General features: G+C 69.6%; 13 protein-coding genes. 9 read left to right on the top strand and 4 right to left on the bottom strand.

Features of this window, described 5'->3' with window-relative positions:
• Positions 1-41 precede the first annotated feature (41 nt).
• Positions 42-1,778 (bottom strand): ABC transporter ATP-binding protein, encoded by a 1,737-nt coding sequence (locus tag LDL49_RS05590; protein ID WP_225289801.1) that lies wholly within the window; start codon positions 1,776-1,778, stop codon positions 42-44.
• A complete protein-coding gene (locus LDL49_RS05585) occupies positions 1,778-2,401 on the bottom strand; it encodes a TetR/AcrR family transcriptional regulator (RefSeq protein WP_225289800.1) in 624 nt (207 codons plus the stop codon). The genes LDL49_RS05590 and LDL49_RS05585 overlap by 1 nt, the downstream gene beginning before the upstream one ends.
• A 178-nt stretch (positions 2,402-2,579) precedes the next feature.
• On the opposite strand from LDL49_RS05585, the gene LDL49_RS05580 reads away from it, so the two are divergent.
• A complete protein-coding gene (locus tag LDL49_RS05580; protein ID WP_225289799.1) occupies positions 2,580-4,073 on the top strand; it encodes a CYTH and CHAD domain-containing protein in 1,494 nt (497 codons plus the stop codon).
• A gap of 15 nt (positions 4,074-4,088) precedes the next feature.
• Here the strand turns inward: LDL49_RS05580 and LDL49_RS05575 are convergent, their stop codons facing one another.
• Positions 4,089-6,449 (bottom strand): ATP-binding protein, encoded by a 2,361-nt coding sequence (locus LDL49_RS05575; RefSeq protein ID WP_225289798.1) that lies wholly within the window; start codon positions 6,447-6,449, stop codon positions 4,089-4,091.
• Between the two features lie 254 nt (positions 6,450-6,703).
• Here LDL49_RS05575 and LDL49_RS05570 point away from each other — a divergent pair, with 254 nt between their 5' ends.
• On the top strand, positions 6,704-8,698 hold the full coding sequence (locus LDL49_RS05570; RefSeq protein WP_372470342.1) for an ATP-binding protein: 1,995 nt from the start codon (positions 6,704-6,706) through the stop codon (positions 8,696-8,698).
• Positions 8,699-8,937: 239 nt separating this feature from the next.
• On the opposite strand, the gene LDL49_RS05565 is transcribed toward LDL49_RS05570, so the two are convergent.
• Entirely contained in the window at positions 8,938-9,405 is a 468-nt protein-coding gene (locus LDL49_RS05565; protein WP_372470336.1) for an ATP-binding protein, read from the bottom strand.
• 358 nt (positions 9,406-9,763) lie between these two features.
• Here LDL49_RS05565 and LDL49_RS05560 point away from each other — a divergent pair, with 358 nt between their 5' ends.
• From LDL49_RS05560 to LDL49_RS05530, 7 genes are all read left to right on the top strand, one after another.
• Entirely contained in the window at positions 9,764-10,147 is a 384-nt protein-coding gene (locus tag LDL49_RS05560; protein WP_225289795.1) for a BP74-related protein, read from the top strand.
• A 183-nt stretch (positions 10,148-10,330) separates the two neighbouring features.
• Positions 10,331-11,194 carry an amidohydrolase family protein gene (locus tag LDL49_RS05555; protein WP_225289794.1) on the top strand — a complete coding sequence of 288 codons (864 nt, stop codon included), beginning with the start codon at positions 10,331-10,333 and terminating at the stop codon, positions 11,192-11,194.
• A gap of 267 nt (positions 11,195-11,461) precedes the next feature.
• Positions 11,462-12,613, top strand: a complete 1,152-nt coding sequence (locus LDL49_RS05550) for an NAD(P)/FAD-dependent oxidoreductase (protein ID WP_225289793.1) — start codon at positions 11,462-11,464, stop codon at positions 12,611-12,613.
• Positions 12,610-15,753 carry a non-ribosomal peptide synthetase gene (locus LDL49_RS05545; protein ID WP_225289792.1) on the top strand — a complete coding sequence of 1,048 codons (3,144 nt, stop codon included), beginning with the start codon at positions 12,610-12,612 and terminating at the stop codon, positions 15,751-15,753. The genes LDL49_RS05550 and LDL49_RS05545 overlap by 4 nt, the downstream gene beginning before the upstream one ends.
• Before the next feature lie 2 nt (positions 15,754-15,755).
• Entirely contained in the window at positions 15,756-16,739 is a 984-nt protein-coding gene (locus tag LDL49_RS05540) for an aldo/keto reductase (protein WP_225289791.1), read from the top strand.
• Entirely contained in the window at positions 16,736-17,458 is a 723-nt protein-coding gene (locus LDL49_RS05535; RefSeq protein WP_225289790.1) for a sulfotransferase-like domain-containing protein, read from the top strand. Before LDL49_RS05540 ends, LDL49_RS05535 begins: the two co-directional genes overlap by 4 nt.
• A 12-nt stretch (positions 17,459-17,470) precedes the next feature.
• Entirely contained in the window at positions 17,471-18,319 is an 849-nt protein-coding gene (locus LDL49_RS05530; protein ID WP_225289789.1) for a family 3 encapsulin nanocompartment shell protein, read from the top strand.
• Positions 18,320-18,513: the final 194 nt, after the last annotated feature.

Raw genomic sequence — 18,513 nt, 5'->3', positions numbered from 1 at the left:
CGGTCGCATGACCAAGGTGCTGTGCATGGTGATGAGCTCGGTCATGCCGCGGCCTCCTGTTCGGTGAGCTGAGACAGCACGATCTCCCGGTAGGTCGGGCAGGTGTCCATGAGCTCGGCGTGGTCGCCGCTGCCGACCACGCGGCCGTCGTCGAGCACGATGATGCGGTCGGCGTCGCGGATCGTGTTCACCCGCTGGGCCACGATGACGATCGTGGCGTCGGTGATCTCCTCGGCCAGCGCGGCGCGCAGCCGGGCGTCGGTGGCGTAGTCGAGGGCGGAGAAGGAGTCGTCGAACAGGTAGATCTCGGGCCGGTGCACCAGCGTCCTGGCGATGGCCAGGCGTTGGCGCTGGCCGCCGGAGACGTTCGTGCCGCCCTGGGAGATCGGCTCGTCCAGCCCTTCGGGCATCGCCTCGACGAACTCGCGGGCTTGTGCCACGTCAAGCGCCTGCCACAGCTCCTCGTCGGTCGCGTCCGGCTTGCCGTACCGGAGGTTGGAGGCGATCGTGCCGGAGAAGAGGTACGGCGACTGCGGGACCAGGCCGACCGCCCGGGAGAGCGCGGCCGGGTCGAGGTCTCGTACGCTGACGCCGTCGACCAGCACCTCGCCGGCGGTCGCGTCGAACAGCCGCGGGATGAGGTTGAGCAGCGTCGTCTTGCCGCTGCCCGTGCTGCCGATGATCGCGGTGGTACGGCCCGGCCGCGCCGCGAAACTCACCTCGCACAGCACCGGCTCGTCGGCGCCCGGGTAGCGGAAGTCCACGGACCGCAGCTCCAGCTCACCGATGTGGCTCTCCGGGGCGACGGGGGTGGCCGGCGGGTGGACGGTCGGCTCGGTGTCGAGGACCTCCTCGATGCGCTCGGCGCAGACCTCGGCGCGGGGGATCATCATGAACATGAACATCGCCATCATCACCGACATGAGGATCTGCATCAGGTAGGAGATGACCGCGGTCAGCGCGCCGACCTGCATGCTCCCGTCGGCGATGCGATGGCCGCCGAACCAGACCACGGCGACGCTCGACACGTTCACCACCAGCATGACCGTGGGGAACATCAGCGCCATCAGCCGCCCGACCCGCAGCGACACGTCGGTCAGCTGGTCGTTGGCCACCGCGAAGCGCTCACGCTCGTGCCGGTCGCGGACGAAGGCCCTGATGACCCGGATGCCGGTGATCTGCTCGCGCAGGACCTGGTTGATCCGGTCGATGCGCTCCTGCATCGTGCGGAAGAGCGGACGCATGCGCATCACGATCACGCCCACGATGACGAGCAGGACGGGCAGCACGACGAGCAGCAGCGACGACAGCGTCGCGTCGTGGCGCAGCGCCAGCACGATCCCGCCGACGCACATGATCGGCGCGGCCACCATCATCGTGAACGTCATCAGCACGAGCAACTGGATCTGCTGTACGTCGTTGGTGGTCCGGGTGATCAGGGACGGCGGGCCGAACCGGTTCACCTCCTGGGTGGAGAAGTCCTGGACCCGGTGGAAGATCGCGGCCCGTAAGTCCCTGCCCAGGGCCATCGAGGTCCGGGCGCCGTAGTAGACGGCCACGACCGAGCAGATGATCTGGAGAAGCGTCACACCGAGCATCACCAGCCCGACGCGGGCGATGTATCCGGTGTCACCCTTGACGACCCCGTTGTCGATGATGTCGGCATTGAGGGAGGGCAGATAGAGCGTGGCCAGCGTCTGCACGAACTGGAAGAGGACGACGAGCGTGATCTCTTTCCCGTACGGCCTGAGCTGTGCCCGCAAGAGACGGAGCAGCATCAAGAAGTGCTTTCTGTCGAAGGAGTGGGGGAAGGCCGCAGGAGCAGCCCGTCGAGCAGAACGGAGACGATCTCCGCGTCGTCCATGTCGCCGAACTCGCCGCCCTGGCCGAAACCGCGATGCACACTCACCGCGATCAACATCAGGAGCAGCTGTGCCGTGGCCTCGGGAGAGCGGCGCAGCCGGTCGCGGTCGGGCTCGAGCAGAGCGGCGAGCGCGGCCAGTATCTGACGCCGGCTGTCCATCATCCGCTCGCGGAACTCGACGTCGTCGACCATCAGCTCCTTGGGGCTGGAGATGAGGTTGGCATTGGCGGTCATTCCCGCCCGCAGCATCGTGACCGCCTCGCGCAGCCGCGCGCGCAGCTCGGTCCGCGTGCCGATGGCCGTCAGCGCGTCCACCGCCGACTGCGGGTCGAACGCGCTCATCACCGCCGCACGCACCAGCGAGGCCTTGTCGGGGAAGACCCCGAAGATCGTCCCCTCGGCCACGCCCGCGGCCTCGGCGATCTGGCGCGTGCTCACCGCGGTGCCGTACTCGCGCAGGAGGGGCAGCGTGGCGGCGATGAGTGTGGCCCGACGCTCTTCCGGCGCCATGGCCGGCACTCTTCGCCTCTTCGTCATGGGGAGGATCCTAATGAGCGAGTACTCACTCGTTCAAATGGTTTTATCCGGGCGACGATGAAATCCCCTGACGGGCCCCTGTGACGGTCCGTCGTGGCAGAGGCCCCGAGGAAGGGACTCTCTTGCACGTTTTGTGGGATTCGCTGGGGTAGTGGGTGTTTCGGAGGGTCGAGGAAGCATGGTGGAGATCGAACGTAAATACGATGTCAACGGCCCCGCCGAGCTCGCGATCGAGGACTTCGCCGGCCCGGACGGCAAGGTCACGGTGGATGAGCCGGAGACGTGGCGGCTGGTGGCCGACTACGTCGACACCCCGGCCCTGACGCTCGCCGCCCACGGCATCACCCTGCGCCGCCGCCGGGGCGGCCAGGACGCCGGGTGGCATCTCAAGTTGCCGGTGGCCAAGGGGGCCAAGCGGGAGGTGCACGCGCCACTGGGCGCCGGTGTGCATCAGGTGCCCGCCCGGCTGACCGACCTCGTCGCGGCCCACCTGCGCGGGCGCGACCTCGTCCCGGTCGCCACCCTGACGACCACCCGCACCACACGCAGGCTGCGCGACCAGGAGGGCCGGGTGCTGGCCGAGGTCAGCGACGACGTGGTGGTGGGCCGCCGCCAGAACGCCGACCGGCCGCCCGTCTCCTGGCGCGAGATCGAGGTCGAGCTGGTCGACGGCCCCATGGACGTACTCGATGCCGTCGAGAGCAGGCTGCGGGACGCCGGAGTGGTGCCATCACCGGCCGGTTCCAAGCTGGCGCGCGTGCTGGGCGCCGACCTGCCCCCGGAAAGCGGCCACGAGGACGGGCGGAGCGCCGGGGCGGTCCTGATCGCCTACCTCCGGCGTCAGCGCGAGCAACTGCTCGCCAACGACCCGCTGGTACGCCTGGCCGACCACGACGACGACTCGGTGCACGCCATGCGCGTGGCCCTGCGGCGCATCCGCAGTCTCCTGCGCACCCACGCTCGGCTGCTGGACGGCGACCGGATCGGCCCCCTCGACGCGGAGCTGCGATGGCTGGCCGCCGAACTGGGCACGGTGCGCGACCTCGAAGTGCTCACCGCCCGATTCGCCCGCCGCCTCGCCGACCAGCCGGCCGTCGGTCCCCGGGAGGCGGAGTGGCCTGCCGTGCTGGCCGAGCGCGAGCACAAGGCCAGGCGGGCACTCAAGAAGACGCTGCGGACACCGCGGTACTTCGCCCTCCTGGCCGCCGTCGACGATCTCATCGCTGACCCGCCCTTCCGCGACGGGGCGAGCCGCCGGCCCTCGGCCCTGGTGGCCAAGAGCTGGCGCAAGGTCCTGGCCAAGTACGCCAAGGCCGCGCACCTGCCCCCGGGAGAGGAGCGCGACCAGGCCCTGCACGCCACCCGCAAGGCGGCCAAACGCGCCCGCTACACCGCCGAAGCCGCCAGCACCGTACTCGGCAAGCCCGCCGCGAAGCTCGCCGAGCACGGCGAACGACTGCAGGACGCCTTCGGCCGCCGCCAGGACGCGCTGGTCGCCCAGCAACAGCTCACCCAGCTCGCCACCAGGGCGGACCTGTCGGCGGCCGATGCCTTCACCCTCGGCCTGCTGCTCGCCGAGGAACGCCATGAGGCCGCCGAGGCCTACCGTGACCTCGCGCCGATCTGGAAGAAGGCCGCCAAACCCAAGCTCCTGCGCTCCCTCAAGCGATGACGATGACACCGCTGGTCAGTCAGGAGGCTCCCCGTCCGCCGCGGCTCGGGCCCGGTCGCCGACCCACACGGCGATCTGGGCGCGTGAGTTGAAGCCGAGCTTGTTCAGGATGTGCTCGATATGCCCCTCGGCAGTGCGCGGGGCGATCACCAATGCGGCGGCGATCTGCTTGTTGGTCATCCCCTGGGCCACCAGCTGGGCGATCTCCGTCTCGCGGCGGGTGAGCCGCGCCGGCTCCCCCTTCGCCGCCTTCTCGTCCTGGGGCGGCTCCTCCTGGAGCGCGTAGCCGAGCGCCTCCTCATAGGAGAGCCGGGCACCCCGCCAAACCTCGGCGTCGAAGGCCGCGTCTCCCAGGGCCGCGCGCGTGCGGCGCTCGCATTCGTCGTGGTAGCGGACCAGGTGCCCGTACCCGGACAACGGCGCGCCGATCGAATTCCAGACGGTCTTCAGGATGCCCAGCAGCCGGGCGGCTCTCGGATAGTGCTGCTCCGTCTCGGCGATCCAGGCCAGCACCTCGAGGTTGACCCCGACGCCCAGCGGATCGTCGAGCGAGCGGTTGAAGACCAGGCTCTCCTTCTCGAGTTCGGTCGCGCGGCGGACGTCCCCCTGCCGCCACACCTCCACGCCGAGCGCCATCATCGTGTACGCCTTGTGCCACCCCTCCCCATAGGCGTCGCACACGGCCAGGCAGTCGTCGCCCAGCGAGATGGCCTGCGAGGAGTCACCCAGGTAGGAGTGCGCGAGGGACAGCCGGATGAGGGCCAGGGCCAGACCCACGGGGTTCTCGGTGTTCCGGTGGAGTGCCACGGCCTCCTCGTACAGCCCGATGGCCGCTTCGGTGTCGCCGCGGTACATGGCGATCATGCCCGAGTAGAGCGCGACGTACCCGCGGACCAGCTCGTCACCCAGCCGCTCCCCCAGGATCCGGCTCTCCTCCAGCATGGCCGCGGCGGCGGTGATGTCGGCCTGGATGATGGCCAGCCAGCTGTTGGCCCACAGCCCCCGGGCGCGTACCTCGCTGGGCTCGGTGTCCAGGGCCAGCCCTCGGTCCAGCCAGCGCCGGCCCTCGCCGAGGTAGTAACTGGTGATCCAGTGGTAGAGCAGGTCGGCGGCCATGCCCAGGCCGACCCGGACCTCCGCCGGGTCGCCGTAGAAGCTGTCGATGGCGGTGCGCAGGTTGGCGTGTTCGAGCTGCAGCCGGTCGAACCACGTCACCTGCGAGGGGCCGAACAACTCCGCGTGGGCCCGCGCCGCCAGTGCCCGGTAGTAGGCGCGGTGCCGCCGTTGCAGCGCCGGCTCCTGGCCCGAGGCGGTGAGCCGTTCGCGGCCGTACTGGCGGACGGTGTCGAGGAGCCGGTATCTCACCCCTCGGCCATGCTCCTCCCGGAGGAAGACGGACTTGTCGACCAGGCCCATCACCAGGTCGATGACCTCCTCGCGGCTGATGCCGTCGCCGGAGCAGACCGCCTCCGCCGCCTCCAGGTCCAGCGTGCCGGCGAACACCGACGCGCGCTCCCACATCAGCTGTTCCCGCTCCGAGCAGAGGCCGAAGCTCCAGTCGATCATCGCGCGCAGCGTCTGGTGGCGCGGCAGCGTCGCCCGCGAGCCCGCGGTGAGCAGCCGGAACCGGTCGTCCAGCCGGTCGTGGAGCTGCTGGAGCGACAGTGCCCGCAGCCGCACGGCCGCGAGCTCGATGGCGAGCGGCAGCCCGTCCAACCGGCGGCAGATCCGCAGCACGAGGTCCCGGTTGTCCTCGGTGACGGCGAACGTCGGCAGGACGGCCCGGGCCCGCTCGGTGAACAGCCGCACCCCGTCACACTGCATGAGCGTCTCGGCGGGCATCCGCGGTCTGTCGGAGTCCGGCAGCGGAAGCGTCGGCACGGGCAGCATCTGTTCGCCGCTGATGCCCAGCGTCTGCCTGCTGGTGGCCAGGATCCGCAGCTCAGGGGCGGCCCGTAGGAGCGTGTCGGCCACCACGGCGCACTCGTGGACCAGGTGCTCGCAGTTGTCGAGGATCACCAGCGTCTGCTTGTCGCGCAGGTGGCCGACGAGCACCTGCAGGGGCGTGCAGACGGTGTGGTCGCGGATCTCCAGGGCCTCGGCCACGACCTGAGCGAGCAGCTCCGGATCCTCCAGCGAGGCCAGCTCGACCAGCCACACGCCGTCGCGGAACGCCCGCCGCACCTCCAGCCCCACGCGCAGGGCCAGCCGGGTCTTGCCCACCCCGCCCACGCCGATCAGGGTCACCGTCCTGGACGCGGACAGCAGCGTTTTGACCTCGGCAACCTCGTGCCGACGGCCCACGAAACTCGTCACCTCGGCCGGCAGCCACCCGATCTGCTGCCGCCGGGACTCCCCTGTTGCCCTGATTGCCATGACGCCCTCGTGCCGGCTCGGCCAAGCAGGTCATCACCGTGCTGAATCCGGGCCCTAACTACCCAGGTTATGCCCAGACCGTTTCCCGGTGCACAGCGTGATGAAGTGGACATAGCCTGGTGGTGAGTGATGGCGCGGATACAGAGGCGCCACAAGGCAGGATGGACGCGGAGGTGACCGGTTCTCCGGAACGTCGGCGGGTAGACGGCCCCGGCATCGTCGGGCGCAGGCATGAGATGTCCGCTGTGCGGCGAATGTTGAGCCATACCCGGTTGCTGACCCTCACGGGCACCGGTGGAGTCGGCAAGACCCGGCTGGCCGTGCAGGCGGCCGGGGCCCTGCGCGGGGCGTTCGCGCACGGAGTCGAGCTGGTCGAGCTGGCCACTCTCGAGGATGCCGACCTTCTGGAGTCGGCCGTGGCCACGGCGCTGGGCCTGCGTGAACAGGGCCCCTGCTCCATGACCACGCTGGTGGACTACCTGGCCGACCGGCGGATGCTGCTGGTGCTGGACAACTGCGAGCATCTGCTGGAGGAGTGTGCCCTCCTGGTGGACCGCATGCTGCGCGGCGCTCCGCGGCTACGGATCCTGGCGACCAGCCGGCAGGCGCTCGGCGTCTATGGCGAGCAGGTGCTGCACGTCCCGCCGTTGTCGACCCCGGATCCCGGCGAGGCGGTACGCGACATCGCCCGCCATGACGCGGTCCGCCTGTTCGCCGAGCGCGCGGCGCGGGCCCACCCGGGGTTCACGGTCGACGCGGCCAACGCCGCGACGGTGGCCCGGCTGTCACAGCGCCTGGAGGGGATTCCGCTGGCGATCGAGCTGGCCGCGGTGCGGCTGCGCACGACGCCCGTGGAGCAGTTGCTGCGCGAGCTGGACGAGCACTTCGAGGCGCCGGCCGAGGACGCGCGTTCCGGCCTGCCCCGGCACCGGTCGCTGCGCGCCACCCTGGACTGGAGTTTCGGGCTGTGCTCGGCGGCCGAGCAGCGGCTGTGGAGCCGGCTGTCGATCTTCGCCGGCGGCGTCACGCTGGAGGCCGCGGAGGCGATCTGCTCTGGAACGGAGATCGAGAAGGAGGATGTCATAGATCTGATCGCCGGCTTGGTAGACAAGTCCGTACTCATCGCGACAGAGCGCGACGCCGGGGTGTACTACCGCATGCTCGACAGCATCCGCTCGTACGGCCGTGAGGAGTTGGGCGCCGCCGAGGCGAGGGCGCTGGGCCGGCGATACGTCGAGCATTACCGGGGCGAGGTCGAGCGGCACCGGTTGGATCGGCTCTGTGCTCATCAGCTCGAGGGGTTCAGGGCCCTGCTACGTGAGCTGCCCAATCTGCGCGTCGCGCTCGACCAGTGCTTCGGCCGGGCGGGCGAGGCGTCTGTGGGGCTGGAGATCGCCTCGGCGCTGTGGGTCTTCTGGATCATCGCCGGCTCTCTCACCGAGGGCCGGCACTGGCTGGATCGTGGCCTGCGGCTCGTGCCGGAGGCGAACTCCGCCCGGGCCCACGCCCTGTGGGTCGACAGCCTGCTCGCCCTCCACCAGGGCGACCTGAAGACGGCCCTGCCGCAGCTCGAGGAATGTCAGATGCTGGCCCGGCGGCTGGGTGACGCGTCGGCTCTCGCGTTCGCCACCCAGGTCTCGGGCATCGGCGCCTTCTCGGCAGGAGAGCCCCGGCGGGGTCTCGAGCTCCTGGAGAACGCCCGCGCCGGGCACCTGGCCCGCGGAGACGTCGACGCCGCCAGCATCAATCGGTTCTACGCCGCCGCCTATGGCGCGGCCGAGGCCCCGGAGCTCAGTATCACCCTGGGCGACTGGTTCCTCGCGCTGTCGGAGGCCCGTGGCGCCCAGCTCTCACGCGGCTACGCGCTGTTCGCCTTGGGCATGGCCGCGTGGAACCAGGGTGACTGGCGCAGGGCCGAGGCCTTGATGAGGGAGGCGGCCGAGCTGCGGAACAAGATCAACGACCGGTGGGGTCTCACGCAATGCCTGGAGGTGCTCGCCTGGACGGCCTGCGCGCAGGGCCGATACGAGCGGGCGGCCACGATACTCGGCACCGCGCACCCGCTGTGGCGGGCGATGGGCGCCTCACCGACCCGGCTGTTTCCCCACGTACGGGGCCACGAGCAGTGCATGGCCCGCACCCGCGAGGAACTGGGCGGGCGGGCGTTCACGGCGGCCTTCCGCCAAGGGGCGCGGCTCGGGCTGAAGCGTACGATCACGTACGCGATCGGGCGGCCCGGCGGCGAGTGACCCTCGGATACGAGAACGGGACGCCGGGACCGATCTCAGTGGTGACCCGATCGGCTCCGGCGTCCCTTGTTCAGGGGGTTCCGTAATGATCGTTTATTCAGTATGGCAACCTCCGTCCTGACGGCGTCCGCAGATCTGGCCGATCATCTGTGGTGCGGATAGGACGTTTGCGGACACGAATCTGGCGCATGAACTCTCTCTCGTCACCTTTCCGGATCGTGGGCGAGTGGGCCCGGGTTTCAGCACTGGCGCATGCCGACCGGCAGTTCGCACCAGACGACCTTTCCCCGATGGGTGCGGATGCTTCCCCAGCAACACGACAGTGTGTCGACCAGGTGCAGTCCGTGACCCCTCTCCTCGTCCGGACGGGGTGCGCGCGCCTGAGGCAGTTCGGGATTCGCATCCTCGACCTCGAAGCGCAACAGCCCGTCCTCAGCGGAGAGGCTGAGATCGACGGTCCCTTTCACATATTTCAGCGCGTTGGTGACCAACTCGCTGACCAGCAGTTCGGCGACCTCGCCCTGGCCGTCGAAGCCCCATTGGGACAGCAGCGCACGTGTCAGGTGGCGTGCCTTGGGCACCGAGCCGAGTTGGTGCGGGAGCCTCCATGAGGCAGCCCGCCGCGCGTCGGCTGGACAGTCGCTCTCGACCCTGGCCGCGAACCTGTGCCGTTCCTGCGCACCATCCCCTTGCGGCACAGACCCCATCCCTGCTCCAAGCAGTAGGTGGCGAAAGATTTCGCCTCGCGGTCGGAAACGAAGGGGGGCGGACTTGGAGGGCTGATGCTTGTACATGGCTCGCAGCCTCGATCCTCACTTCCAGCGGTTGGTACTTTGGCCATCAGCCTTCCTCACACCTCGCGATGACGAGACGTGAGAAACCCCCATAGGACTACCTATTTCGACTACGTAGGTAGTCGCCGGGACCCCTCCCTGCTCGACCTGGCCGATGGTGCACAACCGACCCGGCTCAGCCGGTAGCTTTCTGTAGTATTCCAGTTACGTTAGGTAGTTTTCGCTGCTGGGCATCGGTGCAAGGGGTCCACTCCTGATCGAAAGGAAGCCGATGCGCATCCCCTCTCTCGCGGCGTCATCACTCGCCCTCGTGGCGCTGCTCGAGATGCAGACCGCCGAGCGCGCCGCGCCGTTCGTCTTCCAGCTCACCGACCCCGCGAAGATCGAGCACGCCCGGCGGATCCTCAGCGGCGAGGAGCGGGAGGAGGTGCACGTCCTGGGCCGGATCGTCAAGAGACCGGTCCCCTACAACCCGCGCTGGAGCTTCCACTACGACCCGAACACGATCAGCTTCTTCGCGGTGGCCATCGAGGCCTGCGACGCCACGGTGCCCTACACCGAAGACCACCTCGACGAGGCGTGCGGCGCCTTCCTGCCTGGCTGCGTCTTCTGTCCCTGGACGTCCAGGCTGGCCCGCGAGATCCCCGCACCCTGAGAAACCAAGAGCCATTCCCCGCACCACCGAAACCTCCGCGGTCACGCCCGCGGAGGTTTCGGTGTTGACGGTGTGTGTTGACCCGCGAGCGCCGAGAGCCTCGTGTCGTTCGGCAGAAACTTGACCATGGTCACGGAAGCGCCTTACGTTCGAGCGATGAATCCGACAGGGAGAGCAGCCGGCATGAACGTCGAGGAGCTCGTCGCGATCGACGTCCACACGCACGCCGAAGTGTCCAAGGACGGCCACGGCTCGCTGAGCCCGGAGCTGTTCGGCGCGTCGGCGGAGTACTTCAAAGGACATGCGCGGCCGGGCATCCCCGAGATCGCCGCCTACTACCGCGAACGGAAGATGGCCGCGGTCGTGTTCACCGTGGACGCCGAGCACGCCACGGGTCACCCGCGCATCTCCAACGAGGAGGTGGCGGAGAGCTGCGCCGAGCACGCCGACGTGCTGATCCCGTTCGGCAGCGTGGACCCGTGGAAGGGACGGGCGGGCGCCCGTGAGGCGCGCAGGCTCGTCGAGGAGCACGGCGTGCGCGGCTTCAAGTTCCACCCCAGCATTCAGGGCTTCGCGCCGAACGACCCGATGGCCTACCCCCTCTATGAGGTCATCGAGGAGCTCGGGGTGCCCGCGCTGTTCCACACCGGGCAGACCGGCATCGGCGCGCGGGTGCCGGGCGGGGGCGGGATCCGGCTGAAGTACGGCAACCCGATGCTGGTCGACGACGTCGCCGTGGACTTCCCCGAGCTGCGGATCATCCTGGCCCACCCATCCTTCCCCTGGCAGGACGAGGCGCTCGCGGTGGCCACGCACAAACCGTACGTCTACATCGACCTGTCAGGATGGTCGCCGAAGTACTTCCCCCCGCAGCTCGTCCAGTACGCGAACACGCTGCTCAAGGACAAGGTGCTCTTCGGCTCCGACTACCCGGTGATCACCCCCGACCGCTGGCTCGCCGACTTCGCCAATCTCGACATCAAGCCCGAGGTCCGTCCGATGATCCTCAAGGACAACGCCGTGGGCCTGCTCGGGCTCCGGCCATGACCTTGACTATGGACGCCTCCAAACCACATTAAAAGACGACCGTATTCCCAAAAGGGTGTGATAGTACCTTTTTGGCATGTTTATCATAATTAAGATGGAGGTATTTTCGGACAGGCTACTGACCGTCCAGCTTGTGACCTAATTTTCTGACCTGCTGTTTTTCGCCAACGCTTCACGACGCCCAGATTCCCACCCGCTCCCCGACGCGGAGTTAGGAAGCCCAGAAAATATTTGCGGTTCCGGCCCGAAATATGATCGGTTACGATCGTGAGAAATTTTCTCATCGTGGGCGGCGGGGTGGCCGGCGCGAGCGCGGGGTACTTCCTCGCCGAGTCCGGTACCGTGACGCTGCTGGAGATGGAGCACGCTCCCGGCTACCACGCGACCGGACGGTCCGCCGCGCTCTTCTCGGAGTACTTCGGCAACCCGGCCGTACGAGCGCTCACCACGGCGAGCCGGCCGTTCCTCACCGCACCACCGCCCGGCTTCGCGGACGGTCCGCTGCTCACCCCGCGCGGCGTGCTGACGCTGTGTCCCGTGGGCGCGGAGAAGCGGTTCGCCGAGATGCTGGCCGACGGGCTGGAGGCCCCGACTCCGGTCCGTGAGATCGACCACGATGAGGCACACCGGCTCTGCCCGATCGTGCGGTCCGGCTGGTACAGCCGCGCCATGCTGAAACCCGGGGCGATGGACATCGACGTGGCCGCGCTCCACCAGGGCTTTCTCGGCGGCATTCGGACGCGCGGCGGCCAGGTGATCACGTCGGCCCGGGTGCGGAGCCTGTCCCGGCGAGATGGGCTCTGGCGGGCGGAGACCGACGCGGGCGAGTTCACCGCGCCGATCGTGGTCAACGCCGCCGGCGCGTGGGCCGACGAGGTGGCCGGGCTCGCCGGCGTCCGGCCCATCGGCCTGCGGCCGCTACGGCGCACCGCCTTCCTCACCGACCTGCCCCAAAGCGGCGCGGGCGGCTGGCCGATGGTCACCGACGTGGCGGACACCTTCTACTTCAAGCCCGAGTCGGGACGCCTGCTCGTCTCGCCGGCCGACGCGACCCCGATGCCGCCCGGCGACGCCCGTCCCGACGACCTCGACATCGCGATCGGCGTGGAGCGATTACAGCGGGCCACCACGCTGGTGATCCGCAGCGTCCGGCACGCGTGGGCCGGCCTGCGCAGCGCAGTGGCGGACGACACGCCCGTGGTCGGCGAGGCCCCTGACGCACCGGGCTTCGTCTGGCTGGCCGCGCTCGGCGGGTACGGCGTGCAGACCGCACCCGCCGTCGGCCGGATCGCCGCCGCCGCAGCGACGCGCACCCCGCTGGACGTCGCGTACGACCACCTCTCACCGGAACGCACTCACCTGGAACGGCCTGGAACGCCTATGAGTAGGGCGGCATTCCTAACGGAGAGGTGGAAATGACCGGACAGCCCACCGGCAACGACCAGGAAGGGTCCCAGGGGCAGGGACCAGCTCCTTCCGAACCATCGATCGAATCCCAGAGCTTCGCCGGCCGAACGGTCGACTTCGGGGCGTTCCGCCCGATCTCAGCGCTTATAGAGGAGCAGACCGACCGCCATCCCGAGCGCCCGGCGGTGTCGTTCGAGGGCCGGATGCTCACCTATCGGCGGCTGGACGAGCTGGTGAACGGCCTGGCGGTCACGCTGACCGGGCACGGTGTGGGCAAGGGCGACGTGGTCGCGGTCCTGCTGGTCAACTCTCTGGAACTACCGGTCACGTATCTGGCGCTGATGAAGCTGGGCGCGGCCTTCGTCCCGCTCGACCCGTCGTGGCCGGAGGATCGGCTCCGCGGCACTTTCGGGGTGCTGCCGGCCGGGCCGATCCTGTGCGCCACCGCCGATGCGCTGCCGCAGGAGTTACGGCATCGCGCGGTCACCGTGGAGGTCGACCGGATCGTCCCGTCGTCCCGGCGGCCGGCGGTACCGGTGGGTCCCGATGACCTGATCTACGGCTATTTCACCTCGGGCACCACGGGCACTCCGAAGTGCGCGATGAACCGGCACGCGGGGCTGACCAACCGGTTTCGCTTCATGACGCGCTACTTCGCCGCGACGGGCACGGACGTCGTCCTGCAGAACAGCAGGCACACCTCCGACTCCTCGCTCTGGCAGCTGTTCTGGCCGCTGACCACGGGCGGACACACCGTACTGCCCGTACAGGAAGAGTTCCTCAACCTGCAGCACACCATCGACCTGATCGCCGAGTACGGCATCACGACCGCGGACTTCGTCTCCAGCGTCTTCAACGCGCTGGTGGCCATCGTGGACAGCGACGAGCAGACGCTTCGGAAGCTGTCGTCGCTGCGGCGGCTCGTCGTCGGGAGCGAGGCGGTCAACCCCCGCGCGGTGCACCGGCTGATGGCGCTGCTCCCGGGCCTGCGGGTGACCAACGGCTACGGCCCGACGGAGGCGTCCATCGGGATGGTCTTCCATCCCGTGTCCGCGGCCGACGGGGACACGATTCCGCTGGGCCGCCCGATCGACAACTGCTATGCCGTGGTGGTCGACGACGACCTGCGCCCGCTGCCGCCCGGCACCACCGGCGAGCTGGCCATCGGCGGGGAGTGCCTCGGCGAAGGGTATTTGGGCGACCCGGCCGCGACCGCCAAGGCGTTCGTCCCCAACCCGTTCCCGGAGATCATCCCTGGCCCCCGGCTCTACCTCACCGGCGATCTCGGTCATCTGGACCACGAGGGCCGGCTGTTCTTCTCCGGACGCAAGGACTTCCAGGTCAAGATCCGCGGTGTGCGGATCGAGCTGGGCGAGATCGAGGTGGCGGCCGAGAGGTGCCCCGGGGTCCGGCAGGCGGAGGTCCTGGTGGCCGAGCAGCGGGGGACGAAGGCGCTGGCGTTGTTCGCCTCCGGCACCGGCCTCACCGAGGCCGCGCTCAGCGAGCACCTGCGCCGCACCCTGCCCAGGACCAGCATGCCCCGCTACTTCTTCCTGCTGCCGGAGATGCCGCTGAACGACAACGGCAAGGTCGACCGGGGGCGGCTCCAGGCGGTCCTCGACGGCAGGCTGGCCGAGGACACCGCCCGGCTGGCCGAGAGCGCGCCGACCACGAACCTGGCCGACCAGGTCCTGCGGGCGCTGCGCTCGGCGCTCGGCCGGCCCGGCCTGACGGGCGACGCGCACTTCGCGGAGGCGGGCGGCGACTCCATCCAGGCCCTGTCCGTCGTGCACATGATCACCGCGGAGTGCGGTGTGCGGGTCGACGTCAAGGATCTGTACGACCACCCGACCGCGAACGAGCTGACGCCCCTGATCGAGACCCGGCGGCGCGACGGCGTGGCCATCGAGGACGAGTCCGTGCTCATGGCCCACGACTCGACGGTGCCGGAGGGCGAGCCCATCCGGCCCGCCGACCGGTCGGGCAGGCTGCGGAGCGTGCTGGTCACCGGGGCGACCGGCTTCGTCGGCAGCCGCCTGGTCCATGAGCTGCTGGCCCGTACCGACCTGCGGGTTCGCTGCCTCGCGCGGGCCGCCGACGACACCGGCGCGACCGCGCGGGTCGTCGAGGCGCTCCTCGAACGGGGCCTGTGGGAGCCGCGGTTCGCCGACCGGCTCGAAGGGTACGCGGGCGACCTGGCGTTACCAGGCCTCGGGCTGACCGCCCGGACCTGGGAGCACCTGGCACGCACGTGTGACCTGGTGCTCCACAACGGCGCACTGGTCAACTTCCTGTTCGACTATCGCGCCCACCGCCAGGTGAACGTGCGCGGCACCATCGAGCTGGTCCGGCTCGCGATGGCCTACCGGCCGGTGCCGGTGCACTATGTCTCGACGCTCGCGGCGCTCCAGGACGAGGCGCTCCGGCACCCCGACCGCCTGCCGGAGGACTACGAACCGTCCCTCGCCAGGACGCCCGCCGGCGGGTACAGCCGGTCCAAGTGGATCGCCGAACGCTACCTCGCCGAGGCCCGGCGCCGGGGCGCGCTGGTCACCGTTCTGCGGCTCGGCGAGGTGATGCCGAGCGCCGACAACGGATACCCGAATCCGGTGGCTCTCACCCATCTGCTGCTGTCGGCCTTCCTGCGGCTGGGCGTCCGGCCCGAGGTCGCCACGCGCTCCGACTACACCCCGGTCGACTATGTGGCGGCCCGCGTGGCGGCGGCGGTGTGCGACGACGGCGCCTGGGGCCGTACCCTGCACGTCTTCCGCGCCGAGAGCGTTAGCTTCGACGACGTCCTGCTGCGCGCCGGCGCGGCCATCGCGCCGATCCCGTGCGGCGACTTCGTCACGCTGGTCCGCGAGGCGGCCCGGGCGAGCGCCGACCGCGAGCTGGCCGCGCTCGCCTCCCTCCTGCCCACTCCGGAGGGCATGGGCGAGGAGGGGCTGAAGCGGGCCTTCGCCGGCCTGCTGACCGACAACCCCGCGCTGTTCCGCAAGGACGAATGCCGCCGGCTGGAGCAGCGCTGGCAGCTCGACGACGGCAGCCTGGACGGCTCGATCACCGCATACCACGCCCGGCTGGCGAGCGGAAGCGGGGACGGCCGCGCGGTGAAGGGACGCCCGCTGATCACCACGCGACAGAGAGGCTAGGGATGCGACACCGCAAGATGGGGAACCTCGGCTGGGAGGTCAGCGAGGTCGGTTACGGCATGTGGGGCATCGGCGGCGGCCCCGGCAACTTCACCGGCTGGGATTACGACGTCGCCCCGCGCTGCCTCGACGAGGCCGTGGCGCTGGGCTGCGACTTCTTCGACACGGCCTGGGTGTACGGCCGGGGCGTCAGCGAGCAGATGCTCGGCGCGCTGCTGCGCCGCCATCCCGACCGGAAACTGTACGTCGCCACGAAGATCCCCCCGAAGAACCGCGAATGGCCGCCCGGACCGGACGACACCCTCGACGACGCCTACCCCGCGGACCACATCAAGGAGTACACCCATCGCAGCCTGGAGAATCTCGGGGTGCCGCGCATCGACCTGATGCAGTTCCACACCTGGGAGGACCGGTGGGCGGCCGACGAACGCTGGCAGGAGGCGATCACCGACCTCAAGCGCGAGGGGGTCATCGACGCGGTCGGCATCAGCGTCAACCGGTGGGAACCGGCCAACTGCTTCGCCGCGCTCGACACCGGGCTCATCGACGTCATCCAGGTGATCTACAACATCTTCGACCAGGCGCCCGAGGACGAACTGTTCGAGCGCGCGCTGCGCGACGGCATCGGGATCATCGCCCGCGTACCGTTCGACGAGGGCACCCTCACCGGCACGTTGAGCGCCGACAGCAGCTGGCCGGAGGAGGACTGGCGCAGCACTTACTTCTGCGCGGAGAATCTCCTACCGAGCGTCGAACGGGCCGAGCGCCTCAAGGCGGCCCTCCCGGAGGGCACCTCGCTCCCCGAGCTCGCCCTGCGGTTCATCCTCAACCACCCGGCGGTCAGCACGGTGATCCCGGGCATGCGCAGACCCGAGCACGTACGGGCGAATCTCTCCGTCAGCGACGGCCGGCCGCTCGACGACGCGCTGCTCCAGGAGCTCCGCCGGCACCGCTGGGACCGCGTCCCGGCCTGGTGGTCCGGGTGAACCCGCTGATCGTCATGTGGGCGCACTCCCGCTCGGCCTCGACGGCGTTCCTGCGCATGATGATCGAGCGCGGCGACGTGACCGTCCTGCACGAGCCGTTCCTCGCCCTGACCGAGGAGGGCGCGGTGCCGGTCCCGTCACCGGACGGCGGCCGGGCGATGGCGCGGTCGGAGAAGGAGCTGCTCATCCGCCTCAGGGAGCTGGCCGGCGTGCGGCCGGTGTTCGTCAAGGAGGTCGTCGACTACGACTACGCCTACCTCTTCGACCACCCCGAGGAGCTCGCCGGGATGGTCCACACCTTCATCGTCCGCGATCCCAAGCCGACCATCAGCTCGCACTACGCGATCAAACCGGCGGTGACCTGCGCGGAGATCGGCTACGAGCGTCTGTACCGGCTGTTCGAGCTGGTCCGGTCGGCGACCGGGCGCAGTCCGCTCGTCATCCGCACGGAGCGGCTGGTCGGGGAGCCGGCGAAGGTGGCCGAGGCCTTCTGCGAGTACGCCGGTCTGCCCTTCCTCGCCCGCGCGCTCACCTGGGACTCCGGAGACCGGCCCGAGTGGCAGCGCACCCGCCGGTGGCATCTCGACGCGATCGGCAGCGCCGGCTTCGAGAACCGCCGCAACACCTACCCGGACACCGTCGACAACAACTCCGCCCTGAAGGCCTTCTACGACCACCACCTGCCCTTCTACCAGCGGCTCATCCAGCACGACTTCTGACCGAGAGGCCCCATGTCAACGGACACAGCCCCAGCTCCCACCGCCGTGAAGCAGTCCCCGGGCGAGGCGTTCGCGCGGGCGTTCGCGGCCGACCCCGGCCGCGCCGAGGTGACCTTCGACTACACCATCACCGAAGCACACGAGCCGACCAAGGACAGACCACGGCTGACCGTACGGAACCTGCTCAAGGTCCGCCCCACCGACGACGTCGCCCGGTTCTGGACGGAGTCCCGGCCCACCGCCGAAGAGCAGAAGGCGGTACGCGGCTCCGACGTCCGCCGGGAGGCGGCCTTCAGGTTCGGCATGGGCGAGGCCGGGGTGCACCCGATCCGGGCGTGGGTGCAGATCCCCGACGGGCTGGCCGACGACCCGGCCGCGCTGGCCACCTTCCTCGACTACCGCTTACTGGTACGGCTCGCCACCGCCGAGAACCTCGCCCTGACCAACGCCCTGCTCGACCACCCGGAGATCGCCCGGCTCCCCTACGACACCGACTACGTCACCGGAGTCTTGACGGCCTGCGACGAGGTCGAGCAGTCGGGCGCCACCCCGCACGCGATGATCATCAACCCGAACGACTACTACCACCGGCTCGTCGGCCGGAACGGCCTGCTGGCCGACCTGGCGGCGGGCAACGGCATGAAGATCAGCCGCAACCGGTGGATCAGCCCGGGGTCCGCCCTCGTCGGCGACATCTCGGTGGCGGCCAGGCTCCTGGACGCCCGCCACTCGGTGATCCGCGTGGCCGAACCGCCGCCGGGCACGTTCGCCCGGCCCGGGGTGGCCGTGTGCGCGGAGGTGTACGAGGGGGTCGCGGTCCATCTCCCTGCCCTGTTCTACCTCGTCACCCCCGCCTCGTGACCATGGTCCCCCTTCGCCATACGACCGTCTTGGTTCCTGTGACGGTCCGTGGTGGCTGGTGTCCTTTTGGAGAGATACCCCCTTCGGGGGGCAAAAGGGTGGCCCCCTCCGGGGGAACGGAGGATAAAACCCTTAGGCGATGAATTGCGGTAAATGCCGTACTTTGAATTTCGGGCAGATCAGCAGCAGACGAA

The sequence above is a fragment of the Nonomuraea aurantiaca genome (assembly GCF_020215705.1).
Lineage (GTDB): Bacteria > Actinomycetota > Actinomycetes > Streptosporangiales > Streptosporangiaceae > Nonomuraea > Nonomuraea aurantiaca.
Note: the sequence above shows the minus strand (reverse complement) of the source record. Positions and strands in the feature narration are given on the sequence as shown.

Excerpts from the sequence above, each read along its gene's own strand:
- LDL49_RS05590 (WP_225289801.1), bottom strand. The coding sequence starts at position 1,778 with ATGCTGCTCCGTCTCTTGCGGGCACAGCTCAGGCCGTACGGGAAAGAG.
- LDL49_RS05585 (WP_225289800.1), bottom strand. The coding sequence starts at position 2,401 with ATGACGAAGAGGCGAAGAGTGCCGGCCATGGCGCCGGAAGAGCGTCGG.
- LDL49_RS05580 (WP_225289799.1), top strand. The coding sequence starts at position 2,580 with ATGGTGGAGATCGAACGTAAATACGATGTCAACGGCCCCGCCGAGCTC.
- LDL49_RS05575 (WP_225289798.1), bottom strand. The coding sequence starts at position 6,449 with ATGGCAATCAGGGCAACAGGGGAGTCCCGGCGGCAGCAGATCGGGTGG.
- LDL49_RS05570 (WP_372470342.1), top strand. The coding sequence starts at position 6,704 with ATGTTGAGCCATACCCGGTTGCTGACCCTCACGGGCACCGGTGGAGTC.
- LDL49_RS05565 (WP_372470336.1), bottom strand. The coding sequence starts at position 9,405 with ATGGGGTCTGTGCCGCAAGGGGATGGTGCGCAGGAACGGCACAGGTTC.
- LDL49_RS05560 (WP_225289795.1), top strand. The coding sequence starts at position 9,764 with ATGCGCATCCCCTCTCTCGCGGCGTCATCACTCGCCCTCGTGGCGCTG.
- LDL49_RS05555 (WP_225289794.1), top strand. The coding sequence starts at position 10,331 with ATGAACGTCGAGGAGCTCGTCGCGATCGACGTCCACACGCACGCCGAA.
- LDL49_RS05545 (WP_225289792.1), top strand. The coding sequence starts at position 12,610 with ATGACCGGACAGCCCACCGGCAACGACCAGGAAGGGTCCCAGGGGCAG.
- LDL49_RS05540 (WP_225289791.1), top strand. The coding sequence starts at position 15,756 with ATGCGACACCGCAAGATGGGGAACCTCGGCTGGGAGGTCAGCGAGGTC.
- LDL49_RS05530 (WP_225289789.1), top strand. The coding sequence starts at position 17,471 with ATGTCAACGGACACAGCCCCAGCTCCCACCGCCGTGAAGCAGTCCCCG.